This window comes from Polaribacter sp. AHE13PA, from assembly GCF_019278505.1.
Classification (GTDB): domain Bacteria; phylum Bacteroidota; class Bacteroidia; order Flavobacteriales; family Flavobacteriaceae; genus Polaribacter.
On sequence record NZ_CP058985.1, the window covers coordinates 1,400,608 to 1,422,690 of the forward strand.

General features: G+C 30.9%; 15 protein-coding genes. 4 read left to right on the plus strand and 11 right to left on the minus strand.

What is annotated here, in order from left to right; translation table 11 throughout:
* Window positions 1-74 precede the first annotated feature (74 nt).
* Window positions 75-866, plus strand: a complete 792-nt coding sequence (locus tag H0I28_RS06085) for a sugar phosphate nucleotidyltransferase (protein WP_218760982.1) — start codon at window positions 75-77, stop codon at window positions 864-866.
* Window positions 867-1,204: 338 nt separating this feature from the next.
* On the opposite strand, the gene H0I28_RS06090 is transcribed toward H0I28_RS06085, so the two are convergent.
* The 8 genes from H0I28_RS06090 to H0I28_RS06125 form a co-directional block, all read right to left on the minus strand.
* The gene (locus H0I28_RS06090) at window positions 1,205-1,684 is read right to left on the minus strand and encodes a hypothetical protein (protein ID WP_218760983.1); all 480 of its coding nucleotides are present in this window, start codon (window positions 1,682-1,684) and stop codon (window positions 1,205-1,207) included.
* A 2-nt stretch (window positions 1,685-1,686) separates the two neighbouring features.
* Window positions 1,687-3,708, minus strand: a complete 2,022-nt coding sequence (locus H0I28_RS06095; protein WP_218760985.1) for an AAA family ATPase — start codon at window positions 3,706-3,708, stop codon at window positions 1,687-1,689.
* Window positions 3,709-3,947: 239 nt separating this feature from the next.
* Window positions 3,948-5,252 carry an APC family permease gene (locus tag H0I28_RS06100; protein ID WP_218760987.1) on the minus strand — a complete coding sequence of 435 codons (1,305 nt, stop codon included), beginning with the start codon at window positions 5,250-5,252 and terminating at the stop codon, window positions 3,948-3,950.
* Between the two features lie 154 nt (window positions 5,253-5,406).
* Window positions 5,407-5,619, minus strand: coding sequence for a heavy-metal-associated domain-containing protein (locus H0I28_RS06105; protein ID WP_218760989.1), 213 nt, complete (start codon window positions 5,617-5,619; stop codon window positions 5,407-5,409).
* Window positions 5,620-5,631: 12 nt separating this feature from the next.
* Window positions 5,632-7,845: a cation-translocating P-type ATPase gene (locus tag H0I28_RS06110; RefSeq protein ID WP_218760991.1), complete on the minus strand. Its 2,214-nt coding sequence runs from the start codon at window positions 7,843-7,845 to the stop codon at window positions 5,632-5,634.
* A gap of 102 nt (window positions 7,846-7,947) precedes the next feature.
* Window positions 7,948-8,517, minus strand: coding sequence for an AraC family transcriptional regulator (locus H0I28_RS06115; RefSeq protein ID WP_218760993.1), 570 nt, complete (start codon window positions 8,515-8,517; stop codon window positions 7,948-7,950).
* A gap of 38 nt (window positions 8,518-8,555) precedes the next feature.
* The gene (locus H0I28_RS06120) at window positions 8,556-9,239 is read right to left on the minus strand and encodes a TrkA family potassium uptake protein (protein ID WP_218730667.1); all 684 of its coding nucleotides are present in this window, start codon (window positions 9,237-9,239) and stop codon (window positions 8,556-8,558) included.
* 4 nt (window positions 9,240-9,243) lie between these two features.
* Window positions 9,244-10,992, minus strand: a complete 1,749-nt coding sequence (locus tag H0I28_RS06125) for a TrkH family potassium uptake protein (RefSeq protein WP_218760995.1) — start codon at window positions 10,990-10,992, stop codon at window positions 9,244-9,246.
* A 550-nt stretch (window positions 10,993-11,542) separates the two neighbouring features.
* Between H0I28_RS06125 and priA the strand changes: the two genes are divergently transcribed.
* Window positions 11,543-13,987: a primosomal protein N' gene (gene priA, locus H0I28_RS06130; protein WP_218760997.1), complete on the plus strand. Its 2,445-nt coding sequence runs from the start codon at window positions 11,543-11,545 to the stop codon at window positions 13,985-13,987.
* A gap of 148 nt (window positions 13,988-14,135) precedes the next feature.
* On the opposite strand, the gene H0I28_RS06135 is transcribed toward priA, so the two are convergent.
* Window positions 14,136-15,311, minus strand: coding sequence for a GlmU family protein (locus tag H0I28_RS06135; RefSeq protein ID WP_218730670.1), 1,176 nt, complete (start codon window positions 15,309-15,311; stop codon window positions 14,136-14,138).
* A 500-nt stretch (window positions 15,312-15,811) separates the two neighbouring features.
* Between H0I28_RS06135 and H0I28_RS06140 the strand changes: the two genes are divergently transcribed.
* Entirely contained in the window at window positions 15,812-16,360 is a 549-nt protein-coding gene (locus H0I28_RS06140; RefSeq protein WP_218730671.1) for an acyl-CoA thioesterase, read from the plus strand.
* Between the two features lie 150 nt (window positions 16,361-16,510).
* Here the strand turns inward: H0I28_RS06140 and guaB are convergent, their stop codons facing one another.
* The gene (gene guaB, locus H0I28_RS06145; RefSeq protein ID WP_218730672.1) at window positions 16,511-17,986 is read right to left on the minus strand and encodes an IMP dehydrogenase; all 1,476 of its coding nucleotides are present in this window, start codon (window positions 17,984-17,986) and stop codon (window positions 16,511-16,513) included.
* A gap of 199 nt (window positions 17,987-18,185) precedes the next feature.
* Between guaB and H0I28_RS06150 the strand changes: the two genes are divergently transcribed.
* Window positions 18,186-20,417 (plus strand): TonB-dependent receptor, encoded by a 2,232-nt coding sequence (locus H0I28_RS06150; protein ID WP_218760998.1) that lies wholly within the window; start codon window positions 18,186-18,188, stop codon window positions 20,415-20,417.
* Between the two features lie 40 nt (window positions 20,418-20,457).
* On the opposite strand, the gene H0I28_RS06155 is transcribed toward H0I28_RS06150, so the two are convergent.
* Window positions 20,458-21,984, minus strand: a complete 1,527-nt coding sequence (locus H0I28_RS06155; RefSeq protein ID WP_218761000.1) for a bifunctional UDP-sugar hydrolase/5'-nucleotidase — start codon at window positions 21,982-21,984, stop codon at window positions 20,458-20,460.
* Window positions 21,985-22,083 lie beyond the last annotated feature (99 nt).

Consider the following 22,083-nt stretch of genomic DNA (forward strand, 5'->3'; position numbering starts at 1 on the left):
CAATTTAGTAAACATAAAAGCTCTTAAAATTGCTTTTATGTTTTTTTTTGATAGAGCCCCCAAATTAATATTACATGACCATTAATTCAGAAAAACATACACTTAACAATAGAATTACTACTGCATTATTATTGGCTGCCGGAACCGGAAGTCGTCTTTTTCCAATCACAAAAGATGCTCCTAAATGCTTAACTTTAGTCAGTGAAAAATCTATGTTAGAGCGTCTTGTAACCAATTTAAAAGACCAAGGTTTTACGCGTCTTGTTATTGTAACTGGTTATAAACAAGAATGTATTGTAGATTTTTTAGGCAACCAAACAGATGGCTTAAGTATCGAGTATGTACACAGTCCGTTATACAAAACCACCAACAATATTTACTCACTTTGGATGGCAAGAAATAGTATAAAAGAACCTTTTGTACTTATAGAAAGCGACTTGGTTTTAGACACCTCTTTACTAAGCAATATGGTGTATCCAGATAGAATGGCAGTGGCAAAAATGCAACCTTGGCTCAACGGAACTACCGTAACGATTAACGCTCAAAATAAAGTGATGCAGTTTCAACCAGGCACCACAGAACCGTATACAGAAACGCGTTATAAAACCGTAAATATTTATAGTTTCTCTTTAGAATCTTGGCAAGAAGTCACCAAAAAACTGAATCAATATATTGAAGCCGGAAACGTAAACGCCTATTACGAAACCGTTTTTACAACCTTAGTAGCCGAAAAAACAATAGCATTCGAAGCCGTTTCTTTCGATGAAAAACCTTGGTACGAAGTAGATACTATTTTAGACTTAGCCGAAGCAGAAAAATTATTTCCAGTAACTGCTGAAGAAGAAGTTACCTACGCTCTTTATTAATTTTTATTAGAAGCTATTTCCTGCTTTCCACTGTATCTTTTTTCTTTCATTTCTTGCCAATGCAAAAATGAAAGAAAAAAGGATGCCGTTTCAATCAGGGCTAGACTTGTTTGTTTGAGTTATTGAGAAAGTAAAGGTTCTTCGCCTAATTGTAAATAAAAACCTTAAATAAATTGAATAAGATTCAATTTATTTAAGGTTTTATTTTTTTTGCTAACGACCTCACTTGTGAGTGGTTGCGCGTGTTAGTACTTAACTTTGCAAGTACAAATAAAGTTAAAAACACCAAAGTAGGCAAAAACAAGCAATAAATCATATACGGTAATATCTGCAATTTTTTATTTTCTCCTTAATCTTTCTTCTCGATACATAAAACCTAAATCTCTTCTTAATTGTTTTCTAAATGATTTATGAGCGTTATATATTTTTTCAACTTGTTCTTTAGAGAATGATTCTTGCTGAGCAGGATTTTTCATAAGAACATCTCTGAGAGTATAATAGCTGTCCCTAGATTCAATTGAAATTATTAAATTTATTATTCCTTTTTTCCAATCTATTAGCGCCTCAAGCACTTCTTTAATCTCATTGATATCATAATCCCCCCCTTTTTTCTTGCGAATTAAATCTGTTATTTCATAAGCCTTAGGATAATGTTTTAGTCGTAAGTCATAGAGTTTAGTCGTAAGTGAACGATTTAAGTTCTTATCAAATTGTTTTTGTTGAAATCTTTGGTTTTTAAAAAATTGAAATAATGTAATAAAGGATAAACAAAGAGCAGTTATAGATGCTATAATTGAAGGTGTAAAAAATTCAGACATAATTATTTAAGTGCTTTGTTAATTTTCTCTATTAATCCTATCCAATAATCTCTTTCTTCTGATGTCAATTTTGACGAGTCATTATCCTTGCACCATTTTAAAAATGCTTTAGCTAATTTGTATTTTGAAAAACGTGGAACTTCTTGAACAAAAATATCTATAATTGGTCGTGTAGGTTGAGAATCTGATATGGCTTTACAATCTTTACTGTATTCAGATTTCACAATTTTAATTAGAGTTTCCCTAAGTAAATCTTCGATTTCTGGTTTAGCTACATTTGTACAAAAATCTTTTGTTCTTAAAATATTTTTATTACCTAAAGTATGAACCAAATTTTCCTGTTTAGCAGCTTGGTCACCTGCAGCATCGGAATCAAGTAAAGCTGCGATTTTTAATTTATGTGCGTGCAAAATTGTTGCATAATAAACTACTTTTCCTGCAGAATTAGCAAATACGAGAGCAATTTTACTATCTAAATTTACAACTTTATCCTCTCTTAACAGTGCAGATGTAGCTTCAACATACCAATAATCTGTTAAACCTTCTAATATTAGGTTTTTTGTTTGTGTAAATAAACTTTGTGCTAAATCATAACCTAACGCTTCTTGTAAAGGCAACAAACCTGCTGGGTCACTAGATGTAATTGTAGTATGAACTTTAGTTCCTTCCTCACGGTTTTTTAACTCTACTACTCTTACCAAATCTAATTCATTAGAACCTACTAAAAAAGGAGAGTGAGTAGTATATATTGTTTGATTCGTTTTAGATAACCGAGAAAGAGTTTCTCTAAAGTCACGTTGTTTCAAACCGTGTAAACTCATTCCAGGTTCATCTAAAAGGAGTATTGCATTTTTATGTTTATCCATTGCTTCAGCAAAGAATACAACAAAAAAAGAAACTATCCATTGGAAACCTTCTGAACGTTGGTCAAGTTCAATTTCTACTCCTATTTCGTCTTCAACTACAACTTTTAAATATTGTCCATCTGCTGAAATTCTAATTTTTTCAGCTTCAGGTCTATCTGGATTTGGATTCCATATACTTTTTATTTCTTTGGTTAATCTAACACTTGCTGCGTTAAGTTGATATCCTCTACTATCAAGCGTATCCCTATAGTTTTTTAATGCACCTAAATCATCTTTATCAGGACTTGTGGTGTTTCCAATGTTGGCTAATTCTCTAGCTTCAAAACCTAGTAATTTTAATAAACAAATATTTCCATAATCGTAAAATTTATCATCTTCTAAAAGTTGTCTTTCTATTCGTTCTGCTAAATGTTCTAAATGAATTGATGGCTTAACTTTAAAGTAATTATTGAAAAGCACAAATACAGGAATACGATTCCTCAACAAGGTAAGTATCTCATTCTGTTTATCGTTAAATTTTATTATTTCAATTATTCTTGAGTACCTATCTTCTTCCTTTTCGTTTTCCTCATCTATTAGAGGATAGATTTCTTCTAATTTTTTAATTAAATCAATCGTGTTTTCTTTTGTAAACCTAGTTGAGTCGGCAAACTCATCTGTAATTAACTTTAGTTTAATACTAGGTTTTTTCTCGGCATCAAAGTCATCTTCTTGCTCAAATTGTTTGTCTATATGGTTAATTAAACGAGATAAATCTTTTGATAAGTCTTTGTAGGTTTTTTGATTAGGTGCATTTGATAACCAATGAACACCTCCATTATTTAGTTTTCTATAAAGTACATAAGTGCAATCTTTATATTCCTCAGGAACTAATTCTTTGTCCTCTTCATCAAGTTCAAAATATCCACGGACTATTTCTATTTCTTTGGCATCTACTTTACCCGTTGTTATGTCATTATATAAAGAACGTGGATAATCTCTAATAATATCAAATCCATCAATTCCTTCTGGTTTGTTTAATTGCTGCAGAGCCCTTAATAAAACCGTTTTACCTGCTTCATTTGGTCCGACAAATATTGTTTTTAATTTTTCTATTTCGAACTCACCTGTATCTTTTATACTTCTATAGTTTTGAACTCGTGCTTTTATTAATTTCATAGTTTTTTTTTGTTTGAAGGTAAATTAAGACGATTATTATGTCGTTTTAATGACTTATAATCGGTGTTAACAAAGTTAGTTTTTTAACCATAAAAAATCAATTATTAAAGAACTGTTTATCAACATTTAAATAACACTTTTTTAAAATAAATTTATCGTTTTACAGGAACAACAAACCCACAAAAAAACCTCCAATTTAACTGCAACTATTACAGAAATTGAAGGTTTTTATATCGCTTTTACGAAGAAGTCTTTTTATCTTCCTTTATTTTTTTTCTGTTTTTTTTATAAATCCATTCCGCTATAAAACAAAAACCTATAATTGAAATAGAAATGAGTACTCCCAATAGGTTTGTTTCGTACTGTTGGTTTATTAAAATAACGGTGGCAACCATACATAAAACAAAACCAACTAACGGAATTACTTTATTGCTCCCCGTGTTTTTAGACAATCTAAAACCAACAAAATTTACAATACCGAAAATAAGTAAAAACCCAACACTACCTGCTGTAGAGATACTTTCTAAATCTAGAATATTTACAAGAATTAAAGTAGCAATGGCGGTTACCATTAATCCTATAGGTTGGTTCCATAATTTTGCTAAAAAATGATGATCGAGCTCGTCATCTTCTGCAATTTCATAATTTACACGACCAGCACCTAATAAAGAAGCATTGATTGCCGAAAAGGTCGAAATTAAAGCAGCCACCGTAATTATAGAAAAACCAATTTGTCCTAACATTGGTTTTGCAGCTTCTGCCAAAACATAATCTTCTGCCGTAGCAATTTTTGAAAAAGGAAGTGAACCCACCGTAACAATTGCAATAATAATGTACAAAATAATGACAAAAATAACAGAAATATAATAAGCTCTAGAAATATTTTTTTCTGGATTGATAATATCTGGCGCTGCATTTGCAATTAACTCAAAGCCTTCATAAGCCACAAAAATAACCATTCCCCCAGCAAATAATTTAATAGGAGCTTCCCAATTAGTCACTGCCAATTGCGTCAGTTCTGGATTCCCTATTAACCCGTAACCTCCAATAAAAATAAAGGCCACTAAAATGATCAGTTTAATAACAACAGCATAAGCTTCTATTTTACCAACCACAGCAACACTATAATAATTTATTACAGTTGCCAAAATAATGATACCACTGGCATAAATATGAAAATCTATGGTTTTATGGTGTGTAATTTCTAATAAATTAGGCGCATAAGAACCAAATGCAGAAGCATAAAGAGAAAGCATTATAATATAACTTACCCATAAAAGGTTACTAATTGCACCACTAAACACTGTTTTACCAAACCCTTGGTTGATAAACTTTACCGTTCCTCCCCTATTTGGGTACGCTATTGAAAGTTTTACGTAACTGTAAGAGGTTATTAAAGCCAAAATTCCTGCCAATAAAAAAGCAATAGGTGTTCCGCCTTTTGCAAGTGATACCGCAAGACCAAGAACTGCAAAAATTCCACCACCTACCATTCCGCCTACTCCAATAGATATTGCTTCTTTTAATCCTATTTTTTTGTTCATTTATGGTGATTTAAAGTATAAAGGTAAATTTTATTAAAGGATTCAGTATCAAATTTCCTTATAAAATAAAAGCTCAAAACAACGTAATTGTGTTTTGAGCCTTTATGCTTCTTTGTATTATAAAAAGAACTTACTTGTTCTTCTTTTTAATTTCTTATTGAATTTCTTCAATTTCGAAACCTGCACTTTTTACAGCTTCTACTACGCTGTTTTTATCCTCATCGTCTAAGGTTACTTCTAAAATTTTATCATCGTGCTCTAAATCTACTTTCCATAAATCTACGTTATCTAAATTATTTAACGCTGGGGTTACAGATTTAATGCAACTTCCACAATGGATATTTGTTTTGTATTTTACGGTTGTCATCTTTTTTTATTTTTAATTAATGTTTTTATTTTTTAATCTTAAACTATTAGAGAGCACAGATATAGAACTCATAGACATTGCTGCCCCAGCAATCATTGGGTTTAATAAAAATCCGTTGATGGGATACAATGCTCCTGCTGCAATAGGAATGGCAATAAGGTTGTAAATAAATGCCCAGAATAAATTCTGTTTAATAGTTTTCATCGTTGCTTTAGATAATTGAATCGCTTTAGAAATCTGTTTTAAATCGGAATGCATTAACGTGATTCCTGCACTTTCCATAGCAATATCTGTTCCGCTTCCCATAGCAATACCAACATCTGCTTGTGCCAAAGCGTGCGAATCATTAATTCCGTCTCCTGCCATCGCAACCACTTTTCCTTCTGCTTGTAGTTTTTTAACAAAAGCACCTTTATCTGCAGGCATTACATTGGCTTGATAGTTTTTTATCCCAACTTTGTTGGCAATTGCTTTTGCAGTTTGCTCATTATCGCCAGTTAGCATGTGTATTTCTATGCCCATTTGTTGTAGTTTCTCAATCGCAGCAAGCGTTGTTTCTTTTACTTTATCGGCCACTGCAATAAGACCAACTACGGTATTTTTATGCGCTACATACACCACTGTTTTTGCTTCTGATTTTAAACTATTTGCTTTCGTACTCAATTCAGTAGGAATTGTAATTTCCTTTTGAACCATTAAACTCTCATTCCCAATTCGATACAATTCATTTTTAAAGGTTGCTTCTGCACCCAAACCGGTAATACTTGTAAAAGAATCGATGGGTACGCTTTCTGTATCTATCGTTTTTAAATGTGCTACAATTGCTTCTGCAATAGGATGCTCTGATTCTGATTCTATGGCAAATACTACTTTTTCTAGTTCGGTAGAAACTGTATTTTTATTCCAAATTAAATCGGTTACTTTTGGTTTTCCTTCGGTAATGGTTCCTGTTTTGTCTAATATTAAAGTATCAATTTTATAAGCTGTTTCTAATGCTTGTGCGTCTTTAATTAAAATTCCTTGTTGTGCTCCTTTACCAATACCAACCATTAAAGCGGTTGGAGTTGCCAAACCTAACGCACACGGACAAGCAATAATTAAAACAGTAATTGGTGTTAATAATGCGTAGGTTATAGAAGGATCTGGCCCTAAGAAATACCATAAAACAAAAGTTACAACCGCTAAACCAATTACAATAGGCACGAATATACCTGCAATTTTATCTGCCAATTTCTGAATAGCAGGCTTGCTAGATTGTGCTTCTTCTACCAATCTAATAATTTGAGATAGTAAAGTTTCATCGCCAATTTTAGTAGCAATAATTCTTAAAGATCCTTTTTGATTGATAGTACCTGCAAAAACTTTGCTTCCTTTTACTTTTTCAACCGGAATCGGTTCTCCAGAAATCATACTTTCATCTATAAAAGAAGTTCCTTTTTTTACTTTTCCGTCTACAGGAATTTTATCTCCCGGTTTTAAAATGATGAGTTCTCCTTTTAGAATTTCATCATAAGAGATTACTTTTTCTTCGCCATTTCTAATTGCGGTTACTTTTTTAGGTTTTAAACCCATTAATTTCTTAATAGCAGAAGAGGTTTTACTTTTTGCTTTTTCTTCAAAAAAACGTCCTAATAAAATTAAAGTAATAATAATTACTGCCGATTCGAAATACACATGAGGCACCAAACCTTTGCTTAAAAAGTACTGCGGATTTACGGTATTAAACACACTAAATAAAAAGGCGATTCCGGTACTTAATGCCACCAATGTGTCCATATTTGTAGAAAAATTCTTTAACCTTTTCCACGCAATAGTATAAAACTCTGCACCACTATAAAATAGAACAGGTAGTGCAAGCGCCATCATAATCCAATTTTCATAAGGTATTTTACCCATTAAAAACATAGACATGATAAAAATAGGCACCGAAAAAACTGCAGCAAAAATCAACTTATTTTTAAGGGTTGCTAATCTTTTTTCTTCTAAGGCTTCAAACTCTTTTTTAGTATCTTCTTTTGTACCTAAAATCAATTTAAAACCTATTTCTTTAACTTTATTCCCAATAGTTTCCAACGGAATAATATTTTCGTCATATGAGATGGTCACCGATTGATTTGGGTAATTTACAGCAACGTCAATAACTCCTTCTTGTGGTTTTAAATAAGATTCTATACTGATAGCACATGATGCACACGTCATACCAGCAACTTTATATTCTTCTTTCATGATATTACTTTTATTGTACTACAAAAGTACAGCGACTGTATATCTAATTTGTTACAGAATTATGAGTATCATTTGTATAATTCTGATTTAATGCTTTTTTACTTAAAGCGAATCTAAAGATTGATGCTTGGGATCTTTCATCTTTTTAAACTGAGAAGGAGACATACCTGTTTCTTTTTTAAACTGAGCAGAAAGGTGTGCTACACTGCTATAATTCATCTGAATAGCAATTTCTGAAAGCGAATATTCTTTGTAAAAAAGGAGTTCTTTTACATGCTCTATTTTCTGTTTTAAAATAAAACGTTCTATAGTAATCCCTTCTACAGAAGAAAAAAGCCTACTAAGAGATGCATAATCATGATGCAATTCATCAGAAATATAATCTGAAAAATTGATGTTTAAAGATTCTTTAGAATGATGTACTTGTGCAATTATTAACGCTTTAATCTGCGTTATTATTTTTTGATTTTTATCCTCTAGTAACTCAAAACCTCTTTCTTTTAAACGGCTACCCAATTCCACTTTTAAAGCATCATTTACTACGGTAGTACTTTCTAACTTACCTAATTGAAGATGTTGAATAGAGATCTGTAAATCTTCACAAATTTCTTTTACCACATCCACACAACGCGGGCAAACCATGTTTTTTATATAGATTGTATTTGTGTCCATTTTTAGAATTTAAAAGAGCAATTAACGCTTTTTTTAGGTTATTTATTGGTGAATTTTCTTAAATCTTTATTAGCACCATAGATTACTAAAATATCATTTTCATTTAAAACAGTATTTGGTGCGATTACACCTTGTACTTGTTCTTCGTTTCTAGATTTACCAACAAGAGATTTTACTTTTGTTTTTTTTATGGTGGTTAGCGCTAAGATATTGTATTTTCTACGAAGCTGAATTTCCTTAATGGTACTTCCAATATATCTTTCGGGAATATTCACCTCAATAATGCTATAATCTGCACTTAACTCAAATGAATCTACCACATTTGTTAAACACAGTTTTTTAGCCCAACGCTCTGCCGATTCCTCTTCTGGATGTACAATTTCTTCAATACCAATGGCGTTTAAAACCTTTTCATGTAAAGGATTTATCGCCCTACTAATTAATCGTTTTACTTGAAAATTTTTAAACAATGCAGTAGTCATTACATTAGCTCCCTGATCTTGCCCAAAGGCGATAATAACCACATCGGTATCGCTTAATGGTAGCCCAGAAACGGTAGATTCATCCGTAGCATCCATACAAATAGTATGAGAAATTCTTTCTTTATACAATTCTACTTTTGCCATATTGCTATCTATCCCAATAACTTCATTTCCTTGCGTAGTTAGTTTTTCTGCCAATGGACCTCCAAAATTTCCGAGTCCTACAATAATATATTTCATAATATTAGTTTATGGTTATTTCTTCGCTTGGGTAGCGATAATTTTTATGTTTAATTTTTCTAAAAACGGCTACCATTATAGAAAGCATACTTACTCTTCCTATAAACATAATAGCAATTACAACCAACTTACTTGCCGTACCAAGACTAGACGTAATACCTAAACTTAAACCAACAGTACTGTAGGCAGAAAAACTTTCGAAAGCGATTTTTAACAGTCCTAGTTCAGGGTTAAATATGGTAATCAGCATAATACCAAAACCAATTACAATTAACGAAAGTGCTATGGTGGCAAATGCTCTTTTTACAGAAATATCTGCAACTTCTCTTCGGTATACTTCTATTCTATTTTTTCCTTTTGACAAACTTAGTATGTTTAAAGTGGCAATAGCAAAAGTACTGGTTTTTATACCACCTCCGGTGGATGCTGGCGAAGCTCCAATCCACATTAATAAAAAGGTAATCATTATTGTTGGTAATGATAAAGCAGTCATATCTACCGAATTAAAACCTGCTGTTCTTGGTGTGGTTGCAATAAATAAAGCATTGACCATTTTACCAAAAAGCGAATGTTCTTCTAAAGTATTATGGTATTCTATAATAAAGAAAAGTATAAAGGCAATACCTGTAAGAGACAAAGTAGTTACTAAATTAATTCGACTATTAATTTTTAATACCCAAGGTTTATAGGTTTTTCTATAAGATTGAAACTTAAAAAAATTAAGAATAACATGTTTTAAATATTTTAAGAGGTTTACTACAATAGGAAAACCTAAACTCCCAAGAAAAAACGTAGCAATAATTACCAGTTGTAAAGGATAATTAAAACGAAAACCAACTTCATAAATACTATTACTTAACGTAGAAAAACCTGCATTGCAAAAAGCAGAAATAGCATGAAAAATAGAGAAAAAAGCTTTGTCTACAAAATTGGTTACTAAAGCATCATCTAAAGAAACATAAATAAGTATGGCGGCAATTAACTCTACCGTTACAGTAATTACAATAATATTTTTTAAAGTATTAAAAACCCCTCCAATTCTTTGTGAATTGGTCATTTCACTCAACGTTAATTGATTCTCATACGTGCTACCACCTTTAAAGAAATAACTAAAATAGCTCGCAAAAGTTAGAATTCCCAAACCACCAATTTGAATTAGAATTAAAAGTATAGATTGCCCAAAAACGGTAAAATAAGTACCCGTATCTACTACAGCTAATCCTGTAACACAAACGGCACTTGCAGACGTAAACAAAGCATCTATAAAAGACAAACCGTTATACGTAGCTTTTGGCATCATCAATAACAAAGAACCTAAAAAGATGATGGTTAAAAAACTTAAAATAAATAACTGAGCAGGATTAAAATAAATTCTATTTAGGTTTAATTTCAGTTCAGAAAACTCTCTTATAAATGATAAAATAACCGCAAAAACCAACCACAACGGATTCTCTAAAACCAAATCTGTCTGAAAGGATTCACCAACAAACAAATACATATAAATAATACATAATAAATATCCGATAGAAAGGAGGTCAAAGACCACAACATTTCTTTTTAAAAGATGCGGATTTTCATAATACCGCACAAAAGTAGACGTTAAGCCTAATGCAATTACAATAAAGTAAAAACCATCTATAAGCTGCTGTACAAAAATAGTTTGCTCAAAACCAAAATGAAAAATAAAAGCAAACAATCCTAAAACACTTGCCCAAAATGCAGTCTTATATATTTTTTTAAAAGCAATATTCATTTTGCAAAAATAATCTTCATAATTCGTATTCTTATTCCGTTCTTAATGTTTGCCTTCATTAGCAGAAGTCAATGTAGTAGTAATTTATAACCAATAAATCTATCTGATTTTATTGATGAATAGAAAGCTGTTAAAATAAGTAACTCTATATTTACTTTTAACAAGAGCCTTTTTTAAACTTTAGTTTTTTTTTAATGCTAACAGAGATTAAATTTAGGTATTAATTTGAAATAAGTATCAAAATTACCTCTTTAATAAAATCGTTTTTATGATAAACCTCAGTAATAAAAAAATAAGCTTAAAAAGAGCTACAAAGTTATCTTTTTAAAGCTCAGAAAAAAACTAGAACCTCAACAGAAATAAAGATTTATCATTCTAACAATTCTAAAATAGAACTTTAGCTATTTATCAAAAAAATGTATTAAATTTTATGTAATTTTGATTATTAATGTCATTACGAATTAAGAATAACGAGAGATCTAGAAGTCTTTTACCAAAATTTAAAGACTTCATTTAACAAGAGAATTACAAATACTTAAAAATAAGTCAATTGCTACATTTTATAGACGTCATACTACCCATTCCTATACAGAAAACATTCACGTATTCTGTTACTGAAGACGAAGCTAATTTTCTAAAAAAAGGAATGCGTGTTGCGGTTTCTTTTGGTAAATCGAAAATGTATTCTGCCTTGGTTTTAAACATCCATCAAACAAAACCGGTTTTGTACGAAGCCAAAGATATTCATCAAATTTTAGATGAAGTTCCATTGGTAAATGAATTACAACTAAAACATTGGCAATGGATTTCTAGTTATTATATGTGTTCTTTGGGTGATGTATATAGAGCTGCTTTGCCTTCTGCCTTTTTGTTAGAAAGCGAAACCATTATCAATAAAAATGAAGATTTTTCTGATGATGCGATTTTAGCAGATGATGAATTTTTAATTTTTGAAGCATTACAACATCAATCTCAACTAACCATTCATCAAGTAATTGCTATTTTAGGAAAGCAAAAAGTAATGCCTATTATAAACTCTTTAATTAAAAAAGAAGCAATTATAATTAAGGAAGAAATTTACGAACAATACAAACCAAAATTGGTTAAATATGTTCGTTTACATGCAGATTATTCTTCGGATGATTCTTTAGGAAAATTATTAGAAGAATTATCTAGAGCAAAAAAACAACGGGAAGCCGTTTTAGGATTTTTTCAACTATCAACTTCTAAAAAACCTATAAAAGCAAAAGATCTAGAAGAAAAAGCAAGTGTTTCTGCTTCCATTTTAAAGTCTTTGGTCGATAAAAACATTTTTGAATTTTATCACATTCAAACAGATAGAATTGAGTTTAATGGAGATACTAATGATTTAAAAGTGCTGAATGAGTTTCAAGAAAAAGCACTTACAGAAATTAAAGAAACCTTTAAAGAAAAAGACGTTACGCTTTTACACGGAATTACAAGTTCTGGAAAAACGGAGGTCTATACAAAATTAATTCAAGAAGTATTAGACCAAGGGAAACAAGTAGTATTCTTGTTGCCAGAAATTGCATTAACCACACAAATAATAACGCGTTTACAGTTTTATTTTGGAGAACAAATTTCTGTTTTTCACTCTAAATATTCTATGAATGAGCGTGTAGAAGTTTGGAATAACGTTTTAGAAAACAAACCGAAAGCACGCATTATTTTAGGTGCTCGTTCTTCTATATTTTTACCTTTTTCTAATTTAGGTTTAATTGTAGTTGATGAAGAACATGAAACTTCTTACAAACAGTTTGAACCTTCACCAAGATACAATGCAAGAGATTGCGCTATTGTTTTAGCGAAACTTCATAATGCTAAAATATTGTTGGGTTCTGCTACTCCATCCTTAGAAACCTATTTTAATGCACAACAAAATAAATATGGTTTTGTAGCATTAAATCGTCGTCATGGAAATGTGCAACTGCCAAAAATTGAATTGATAGACGTAAAGGAAAAGCAGCGAAAAAAGGAAATGAAAGGTCATTTTTCTGATAGATTACTGAAACTGATTCAGGAAGCTTTAGACTTAAAAGAGCAAGTAATCTTGTTTCAAAATAGACGTGGATTTTCGCCAGTTGTAGAATGTAATACATGTGGAGTATCACCAGAATGTCCAAATTGTGATGTTAGTTTAACCTACCATAAATTCAGGAACGAATTGCGTTGCCATTATTGCAACTATCAAAGATCCATGCCAAATAGCTGTGGTGCTTGCGGAAGCAATACTTTAGACAATAAAGGTTTTGGAACTGAACAGATTGAATTAGAGTTGACCACCTTATTTCCAGATTTTAAGATCGGAAGAATGGATTTAGATACTACTCGTGGAAAATATGGATATCAAAAAATAATTGGTGCTTTTGAAGCTAAAGAAATAGACGTACTAGTAGGAACGCAAATGCTTTCTAAAGGTTTAGATTTTGAAAATGTAACTTTGGTAGGAATCATAAATGCAGATTCTATGCTAAATTTTCCAGATTTTAGAGCACATGAGCGTGCGTATGATATGATGGTACAGGTTTCAGGAAGAGCAGGAAGAAGTAAAAAACAAGGAAATGTAGCCATTCAAACCTATAATCCGCATCATCAAATATTACAACAAGTTTCTACCACAAATTATGCAGAAATGTATAAAGAACAATTGCAGGAACGTTGGCAATATAAATACCCACCTTATTATAGATTGATAAAAATTACGCTAAAGCACAAAGATTACAACAAAGTTGATAGTGGTGTAAATTGGCTATTTAAAGCTTTGTATAGTTCTTTTGGTGAAAATGTTTTAGGTCCAACTGCACCAGCTGTTTCTAGAGTTAGAAATCAATATATTAAAAATATTGTCATTAAAATTCCGCCAAAACAAAATTTAGCACAAACAAAAAAACAACTTCAAAAGATTAAAGATACTTTTGAAGCTGTTAAAGATTTTAGACCAATCCGATTTATTACAGATGTGGATGCGTATTAAATACTAGACAGTATTCAGTCTCTATTTTCAATTAGAAAACAACTCATATTCGCGAGCGAAAGCATTCCGAACATGAGAAAAACAAGCAATAAGTATAATTTTTCAATATAAACTAACTGCTTACTATTACTGAAAACTGTAAACTTTTTTAATAATTTCTATATTGTTTCGTTTCTTCAAAAACGTGCTCTAGAATTCTTTTATCGATTTCTTCAAAAAACAAATCTTTACGTTTCATAACAACTTCTGCTACTTCAAAAACTTTATCAGTTTTATATTCCGTAAATCCAGAAGCTCCTCCCCAACTAAAAGACGGAATAAAATTCCTTGGAAATCCGCTTCCAAAAATATTGGCACTTACACCAACTACGGTACCAGTGTTAAACATGGTATTAATTCCGCATTTAGAGTGATCTCCCATCATTAAACCACAAAACTGTAAGCCTGTTTTTGCGAAACGACCTGTTTCATAATTCCATAATTTTACTTGAGCGTAATTGTTTTTAAGGTTAGAGTTATTTGTATCTGCTCCTAAATTACACCATTCTCCTATTACAGAATTTCCTAAATAACCATCGTGACCTTTGCTTGAATATGCAAATAAAACAGCATTACTAATCTCTCCTCCTACTTTGCAATAAGGACCTAAAGTAGTCGCTCCAAATATTTTAGCTCCTAATTTTACAACGGCATTTTCACACATTGCAAAAGGACCTCTAATTGCAGAATTTTCCATAATAACAGCATCTTTACCAATATAAATTGGTCCTGTAGATGCATTTAAAGTTGCAAAAGTAATTTCTGCTCCTTCTTCTATAAAAATATTTTCTTTATTCAAATACCTTGTTCCTTCTGGTATTGGTTCAGACTCTCTTCCTTCTGTAATTAAATCGAAATCTTGCTGAATAGCTTTTTCATTTAGAGAAAAAATATCCCACGTGTTTTTTACTTGTATCAAATCTTCATCAAATTCAATTTGAGTGTATTCATCAAAGTTTACTTCTTCTTGAGAATCTGAAGTAAAAAAAGCAATGACATCATCACCTTTAAAAATAGCTTCATTTTTTGATAAATTCTTTACTTTTTCAATTAAATTTTCTGTAGGACAAAAAGAAGCATTGATTAATATATTCTCTTCCATTTCTACCATCGGATATTTTTCTTCTAAATATTCCTGTGTAATAGTCGTGGTTGTTAAACCTAAATATTTTTCCCATTTTTCTCGAATGGTTAATATTCCTATTCTAATGTCTGCAACTGGTTTTGTATATGTAAAAGGTAATAGAGCGTCTCTAACATCTCCATCAAATAGAATATAATTCATTTTTTCTTTTTAAAAGTGCTACAAATTTAATTTAAAATGAGCATAAAAAATACGAATTCTATTAATTACAATTCGTTTTTATCAAGTCTCAAATAAAACAGCACTTTTTTTATACTATTCTAAAACTTTATTTCTTCGGACATTAACATATCATAAAATTTAGATGCTGATTTTTTATATAATTCTATAAATTCAAGTAAATTTTAACTTCAAAATCAGTTTTTTCAGCATTTTTTATCAAAAATAACTTAAATACGGATTTCTAAAGTTCTTTAAAATTAGCATGACACAACAAGTTATTGTATAATTTTATATATTTGAAATAAATAATCCGTAATAATTATTCAATTTCACTAAGAAATACCTAATAATATATAATAAGTAGTCTTTTTTATTTAATAGCGTAAATAAAATGATAATTTCGCTTTCATAAATAAAAATGGGTTACGATAATATTTAAGTTATAAAAAACCTATTACTGATAAGCATAAAACTAGATTATGATTAAACAATTTAAACATATTAAGGAATCACAAGTAAAAATTATGGAGTTGATGAAACCATCAAACTCTAATTTTAGCGGTAAAATTCATGGAGGTTATATTTTAAATTTGATGGATCAAATAGCATTTGCTTGTGCTTCTAAACATTCTGGAAATTACTGTGTTACGGCTTCTGTAAATAAGGTTGATTTTTTAAACCCTATTGAAGTTGGCGAATTAGTAACCATGAAAGCTTCTATTAATTTTACAGGAAGAACTTCTATGGTTGTAGGTTTACGTGTAGATTCTGAAAATATTAGAACTGGAGAAACAAAGCATTGTAACTCTTCTTATTTTACAATGGTTGCAAAAGATGATGATGGAAAAAGTACACCTGTACCCGGAATTGTATTAACAACGAAAGACGAAGTTAGACGTTTTGCAAGAAGTATTACTAGACAAAGTGAAGGAAGAAATAGAACTTCTCGTTTTCATAGCAAAGTTTTTAAAGTAGATGAGTATATTCACTTACTAGAGGAAAGCAATGCTAAAATTGACTTAAAATAAGATTTACATAAAGGAATAAGACCTTCTCAAATACCTAAATTTAAGCGTTAAGAAAACTATATAAAACCTACGTTGTACTATTATTAAAAAAATAAAAAAAACCGAGTAAAATTAATTTTACTCGGTTTTTTAATATTTTAAAATGTCTAATTATCTTCTACTGTAATTAGGAGACTCTTTAGTAATTGCTACATCATGCGGATGACTTTCATTAATTCCACTTGCCGTAATTCTTACAAATCTACCCGTTTCTTTTAATGTTTCTACATCTTTTGCACCACAATATCCCATTCCAGCTCGTAACCCTCCAATAAATTGGTGGATACTTTCTGCAAGCTCTCCTTTATAAGGAACACGACCTACAATACCTTCGGGTACTAGTTTTTTAATATCATCTTCTACATCTTGAAAGTATCTATCTTTAGAGCCTTGTTTCATAGCTTCTACAGATCCCATACCTCTATAAGATTTAAATTTTCTTCCTTCGTAAATAATAGTTTCTCCTGGCGATTCTTTTGTACCCGCTAAAAGAGAACCTAACATTACAGAATCTGCTCCTGCAGCAATTGCTTTAGGAATATCTCCTGTATAACGAATTCCTCCATCTGCAATTACTGGCACTCCACTACCTTTAATAGCTGCTGCAACTTCTAAAACTGCAGAAAACTGAGGAAAACCAACTCCTGCAACTACTCTGGTAGTACAAATAGAACCTGGTCCAATACCTACTTTTACAGCATCTGCTCCTGCTTCTACCAAATATTTAGCCGCAGCTCCTGTTGCTATATTACCAACCACTACATCTAATTCTGGAAACTTTGCTTTTACAGCTTTTAAAACTGCAACTACACCTTTAGTATGTCCGTGAGCTGTATCTATAATTACAGCATCTACACCAGCATTTACTAATGCTTCTGCTCTATCTACTGCATCTCCTGTAACCCCTAATGCCGCTGCAACTCTTAATCTACCAAAAGAATCTTTGTTAGCAATTGGTTTCTGAGTTACTTTAGTAATATCTCTAAAAGTAATTAATCCTTTTAATTTATAATTTTCATCAACAATTAAAAGTTTTTCTATTTTATAATTCTGAAGAATTTTTTCTGCATCACTTAAAGAAGTTCCAACATCTCCAGTTACTAGGTTTTCGCTAGTCATTACTTCTACAATAGGTCTTTGGCTATCATGCTCAAAACGTAAATCTCTATTAGTAACAATTCCTTTTAAGATGCCATTGTCATCTACAATAGGAATCCCTCCAATACCATGTTCTTTCATGTTTGCTTTTGCTTCAGCAACCACAGCCGTTAAAGGCAATGTAACAGGGTCTAAAATCATTCCGCTTTCTGCACGTTTTACTTTTCTAACTTCTTTAGCTTGTTGCTCAATAGTCATATTTTTATGTAAAACACCAATACCACCTTCTCTTGCAATAGCAATTGCTAAAGCAGATTCTGTAACGGTATCCATAGCAGCAGATGCAATTGGAACGTTGATTGTAATGTTTCTAGTAAATTTTGTTTGAATACTTACTTCTCTTGGAAGTACATCGGAAAAGGCTGGGACTAAAAGAACGTCGTCATATGTTAATCCTTCTCCTAAAATTTTGTTGTCGTGTGCTGTCATGTTGCAATTAAGGTATAATTGCGTGCAAATTTACAAATTATATATGAATTTTATACTATCAATAACCTAGTATCTATAATGATAACAATTAATTTACATTTTAAGTTATTTTTATTTATTCTAAATAAGACTTGTATGATAGCAATTGAATAGTATATTTGCAATCGAAAAAAAACTAATTATAATTAATCTTAATAAAATGAAGAAAGGTCTTATTACATTAACAGCTTTGTTTTCAATAACCTTAAGTGCTCAAAAAAAAGAAAACCAAAAAGGTTTTCTAGATTCTATCCAAAAATTAGATGAAATTATAATTTCTACAAATGTAATATTAGGAAATAAATATGTAGCTAAACATAGAACAGGATCTGCTTATTACTTGTCTCCTAAAGAATTACAAAAATTCAACTTTTCTGATGTAAATAGAGCTTTAAGAACTGTACCTGGGGTAACAATTTACGAAGAAGATGGTTTTGGATTAAGACCTAATATTAGTTTAAGAGGTACATCTCCAGAAAGAAGTTCTAAGATAACATTAATGGAAGATGGGGTATTAATTGCTCCTGCACCATATAGTGCATCTTCTGCTTATTATTTTCCTACAATTGCAAGAATGGACGCTATAGAGGTTTTAAAAGGTAGTAGCCAAGTACAATATGGGCCTTCTACAACAGGTGGTGCAATTAATATGATTTCAGCTCAAATACCTTCAGAATTTGGAGGAAAAGTCAGAGCTAGTTATGGTAGCTTTAATTCAAGCCAATTACATGCTAGAATTGGTGGTAGTAAAAACAATTTTGCCTACGTGTTAGAATATTTAAATTATGGTTCTGATGGTTTTAAAACTTTGCAAAGTGGAAAAAATACAGGCTTTAACAAGAATGATGTTGTTGCAAAGTTTAGAGTAAATTTATTTCCTAATGCAACTGTAAAACAATCTCTAGAATTTAAATTTCAATATGCAGATGAAGTAGGAAATGAAACATATTTAGGACTTACAGAAAATGATTTTAAAACAAACCCATTTTTTAGATATGCAGCTTCTAATAATGATAAAATGACAACAGATCATACTCAGTATATGTTAACACATAAACTAGAGTTATCTAAAAACTTAAAAATTACAACTACTGGATATCAAAATAACTTTGCTAGAAATTGGTATAAATTAAATGATGTAACTTTTAATGGAGAAAAACAATCTATTGCAAATGTATTAGAAGATCCTACAACACTTTCAAATCATTTTTTAATTATAGAAGGTAATGTAAATTCAGCTGATGATGCTCTAGGTGTAAAAGCTAATAATAGAAAATACTATTCACAAGGTATTCAAACTAAATTAGATTATCACTGGTATAATGGTAATGTTTTTCATGATTTAGAAATTGGTCTTAGATACCATTATGATGAAGAAGATAGATTTCAATGGGTAGACGAATATAGTATAACCAATACAGGTAATATGGCATTAACAACAACTGGAATTGCTGGTACAGATGCGAACAGAATTAGCAGTGCTAAAGCTTTTTCTTCTTACATTACCTATAAATTAAAATATAATAATTGGACATTTACACCTGGTGTTAGATATGAAAACATTACACTACAAAGAGAAGATTTTGGTAAAAATGATGTAACAAGAACTGGTGCAAATTTATCTGTTAGAGAAAATAATGTAGATGTGTTTATTCCTGGAATGGGAGCAAGTTATAAATTTAACAACGATTTTTCTTTATTTGGTGGAATTCATAAAGGTTTTTCTCCTCCAGGAAATCAAGATGGTGAAAAACCAGAAGAAAGTATTAACTATGAATTAGGTACGCGTTTTAACTTAGGAAAATTAAAAGGAGAATTTGTTGGTTTTTTTAATGATTACTCTAATCTTTTAGGAAGTGATTTAGCTGCTACTGGAGGAACAGGAACATTAGATCAATTTAATGCTGGTGAAGTAAATGTAAACGGAGTTGAATTGTTATTAAACTATAACTTAACATCTGAAGATTCTAAATTTTCTTTACCAATATCTTTTGGTTACACATTTACAAATTCAGAGTTTCAAAATAGTTTTGGTAGTTCAGATAGTTTATGGGGTACAATTGCTGCTGGTGATGAAATGCCATATATACCAGCACACCAATTTAATACAGCTTTATCTTTAGAGCATAAAGATTTTGAAATAAACATTAATGGAAGATTTAATGGCGAGTTTAGAACATTAGCAGGTACCGGTAGTATTCCTAATAATGAAAAAGTTGCATCTAATTTTGTAGTAGATTTATCTGGAAAATATTACGTAAACAAAAAACTAAATTTAACAGCAAATATTATAAATCTTTTAGATAATACTTATGCAGTATCTAGAGTTCCTGCAGGATTAAGACCAGGACATCCTTTTGGAATTTATGGAGGTTTAGAATTTAGATTCTAAAAATAAATAGTATCGTTTTTAACAGAAACAAAAAAGAGTGCTAATTATTAGCACTCTTTTTTGTTTCTGTTTTTAAAAATGCAACCACAGATTTTCTAATATCTACAGCCAATTCTTTATCATTTGGACTATAGATAGAAAGCACTTCTTTACTTTCCGCAGATAAAAAAGGAATATCGAACCCTTTTAATAAATAATCAGAAAAGGCAACCGTATACGTTTTATTGATATTTAACTCTTGGTTTTTAATCAGCCACTTCTCACCTATTTTCTCTGCATTATAGCGTTGTAAATATGCTCCGTTTCCTGCTGCTAAAACGCCATAATCTAACACTCTTTTTAGTAACCTTCCTTTAATTTCTACTTTTAAAACAGCTCCTCCGTAAGGCAATACTCTAAAAATATCTACTGCTGTAATATGACCACTTAATTGATCATCTATTCTTATAGAACCACCATTAACCAACGCACAATCTACCTCATCTTTATACCCAAAAGACATCGCTTTTGTAATCAGTACACCTAAATTAGTTTGTGTACTTCTAATTGGAGTATCTCTACCATCTAAAGGAATTTTAGCTTCAAAAATAACTTCTGCTGGATTTGCAATTACTTCCTTAATTTTTGCAGTTAAAATGGTTTGCCAGTTGTTTACAATTTCGGCTATATTTTTATCCGATTTTATCGTTGCATTAATTTCTTTTAATTCAGATTTTACACTCGTTTTATTTGTTTTCTTATCATAAGAAATTCTATGTACATATACTGTTTTTGCATTAGCGTCTGCTTTAGCAATACGTACGTTTCCTATTGTATCGTAAGAATTGGTATGCTCATGACCGCCCATTATTAATGGTAAATCTGGTATTAATCCTGCTATTCTTTTATCATTATTAATTTTAACATGTGTTAAGCCAAAAACAACATCTACAGAATCTTTTATAGCTGCATACGATGCTCTTGCTTTTACAAACATATTACCATATTCTACAAAATCTTTTGGATTAGACGGAATGCAAACACTTATAAAACCTACTTTTATTTTGGTGCCATCTTCATCAGAAAGTTCTTTTATAAATGTTTCCCCAACATGTTCTTTATGACCGTTAATTTCTTTGTAAAAAGGAATTGCTGCTTCTTTTGTTTTTAACTTTACATTGGCAGAGATCCAAGGAAAATTACTTTCATTCAATCTTTTTTGAAGATCCTCTAGCGGAATATCAAACTCATGATTACCAAAGGCCACCAAATCGAAATTCATAGCATTCATTACCTCCACCATTTGTTTTCCTCGCACTCTTTCTCCATCAACTTTTACAGTACCGATTAAAGACGGATTTAAAAAATCTCCAGCCATAAAAAGCATGGTATTTTTATTTTCGGCTAACAATTCTTTATGCACCGTTTCCACTCTTGCCATTCCACCATATTCTCCTCCTTGAATTGGAGCAATTTCATAAACATCATTCAATTGTAGAAAAGTAAAGTCTATTTTTTGATCGTCTTTAGAGCAAGATGCTAAAATTAAGATTGATAAAAAGTATAAAAGTGATTTTGTGAATTTCATTTTGATTCAGTTATAATTTGTAATGAAAGATAACAATAACCTTTCTACTGCGCTCAAGGTGACACTTTAAAATTTGACAAAACATTGAGATAAACTAAA

Bases quoted from the DNA above. Each gene is read 5' to 3' on its own strand.
- H0I28_RS06085 (WP_218760982.1), top strand. From the start codon at position 75: ATGACCATTAATTCAGAAAAACATACACTTAACAATAGAATTACTACT.
- H0I28_RS06090 (WP_218760983.1), bottom strand. From the start codon at position 1,684: ATGTCTGAATTTTTTACACCTTCAATTATAGCATCTATAACTGCTCTT.
- H0I28_RS06095 (WP_218760985.1), bottom strand. From the start codon at position 3,708: ATGAAATTAATAAAAGCACGAGTTCAAAACTATAGAAGTATAAAAGAT.
- H0I28_RS06100 (WP_218760987.1), bottom strand. From the start codon at position 5,252: ATGAACAAAAAAATAGGATTAAAAGAAGCAATATCTATTGGAGTAGGC.
- H0I28_RS06105 (WP_218760989.1), bottom strand. From the start codon at position 5,619: ATGACAACCGTAAAATACAAAACAAATATCCATTGTGGAAGTTGCATT.
- H0I28_RS06110 (WP_218760991.1), bottom strand. From the start codon at position 7,845: ATGAAAGAAGAATATAAAGTTGCTGGTATGACGTGTGCATCATGTGCT.
- H0I28_RS06115 (WP_218760993.1), bottom strand. From the start codon at position 8,517: ATGGACACAAATACAATCTATATAAAAAACATGGTTTGCCCGCGTTGT.
- H0I28_RS06120 (WP_218730667.1), bottom strand. From the start codon at position 9,239: ATGAAATATATTATTGTAGGACTCGGAAATTTTGGAGGTCCATTGGCA.
- H0I28_RS06125 (WP_218760995.1), bottom strand. From the start codon at position 10,992: ATGAATATTGCTTTTAAAAAAATATATAAGACTGCATTTTGGGCAAGT.
- H0I28_RS06135 (WP_218730670.1), bottom strand. From the start codon at position 15,311: ATGAATTATATTCTATTTGATGGAGATGTTAGAGACGCTCTATTACCT.
- H0I28_RS06140 (WP_218730671.1), top strand. From the start codon at position 15,812: ATGATTAAACAATTTAAACATATTAAGGAATCACAAGTAAAAATTATG.
- guaB (WP_218730672.1), bottom strand. From the start codon at position 17,986: ATGACAGCACACGACAACAAAATTTTAGGAGAAGGATTAACATATGAC.
- H0I28_RS06150 (WP_218760998.1), top strand. From the start codon at position 18,186: ATGAAGAAAGGTCTTATTACATTAACAGCTTTGTTTTCAATAACCTTA.
- H0I28_RS06155 (WP_218761000.1), bottom strand. From the start codon at position 21,984: ATGAAATTCACAAAATCACTTTTATACTTTTTATCAATCTTAATTTTA.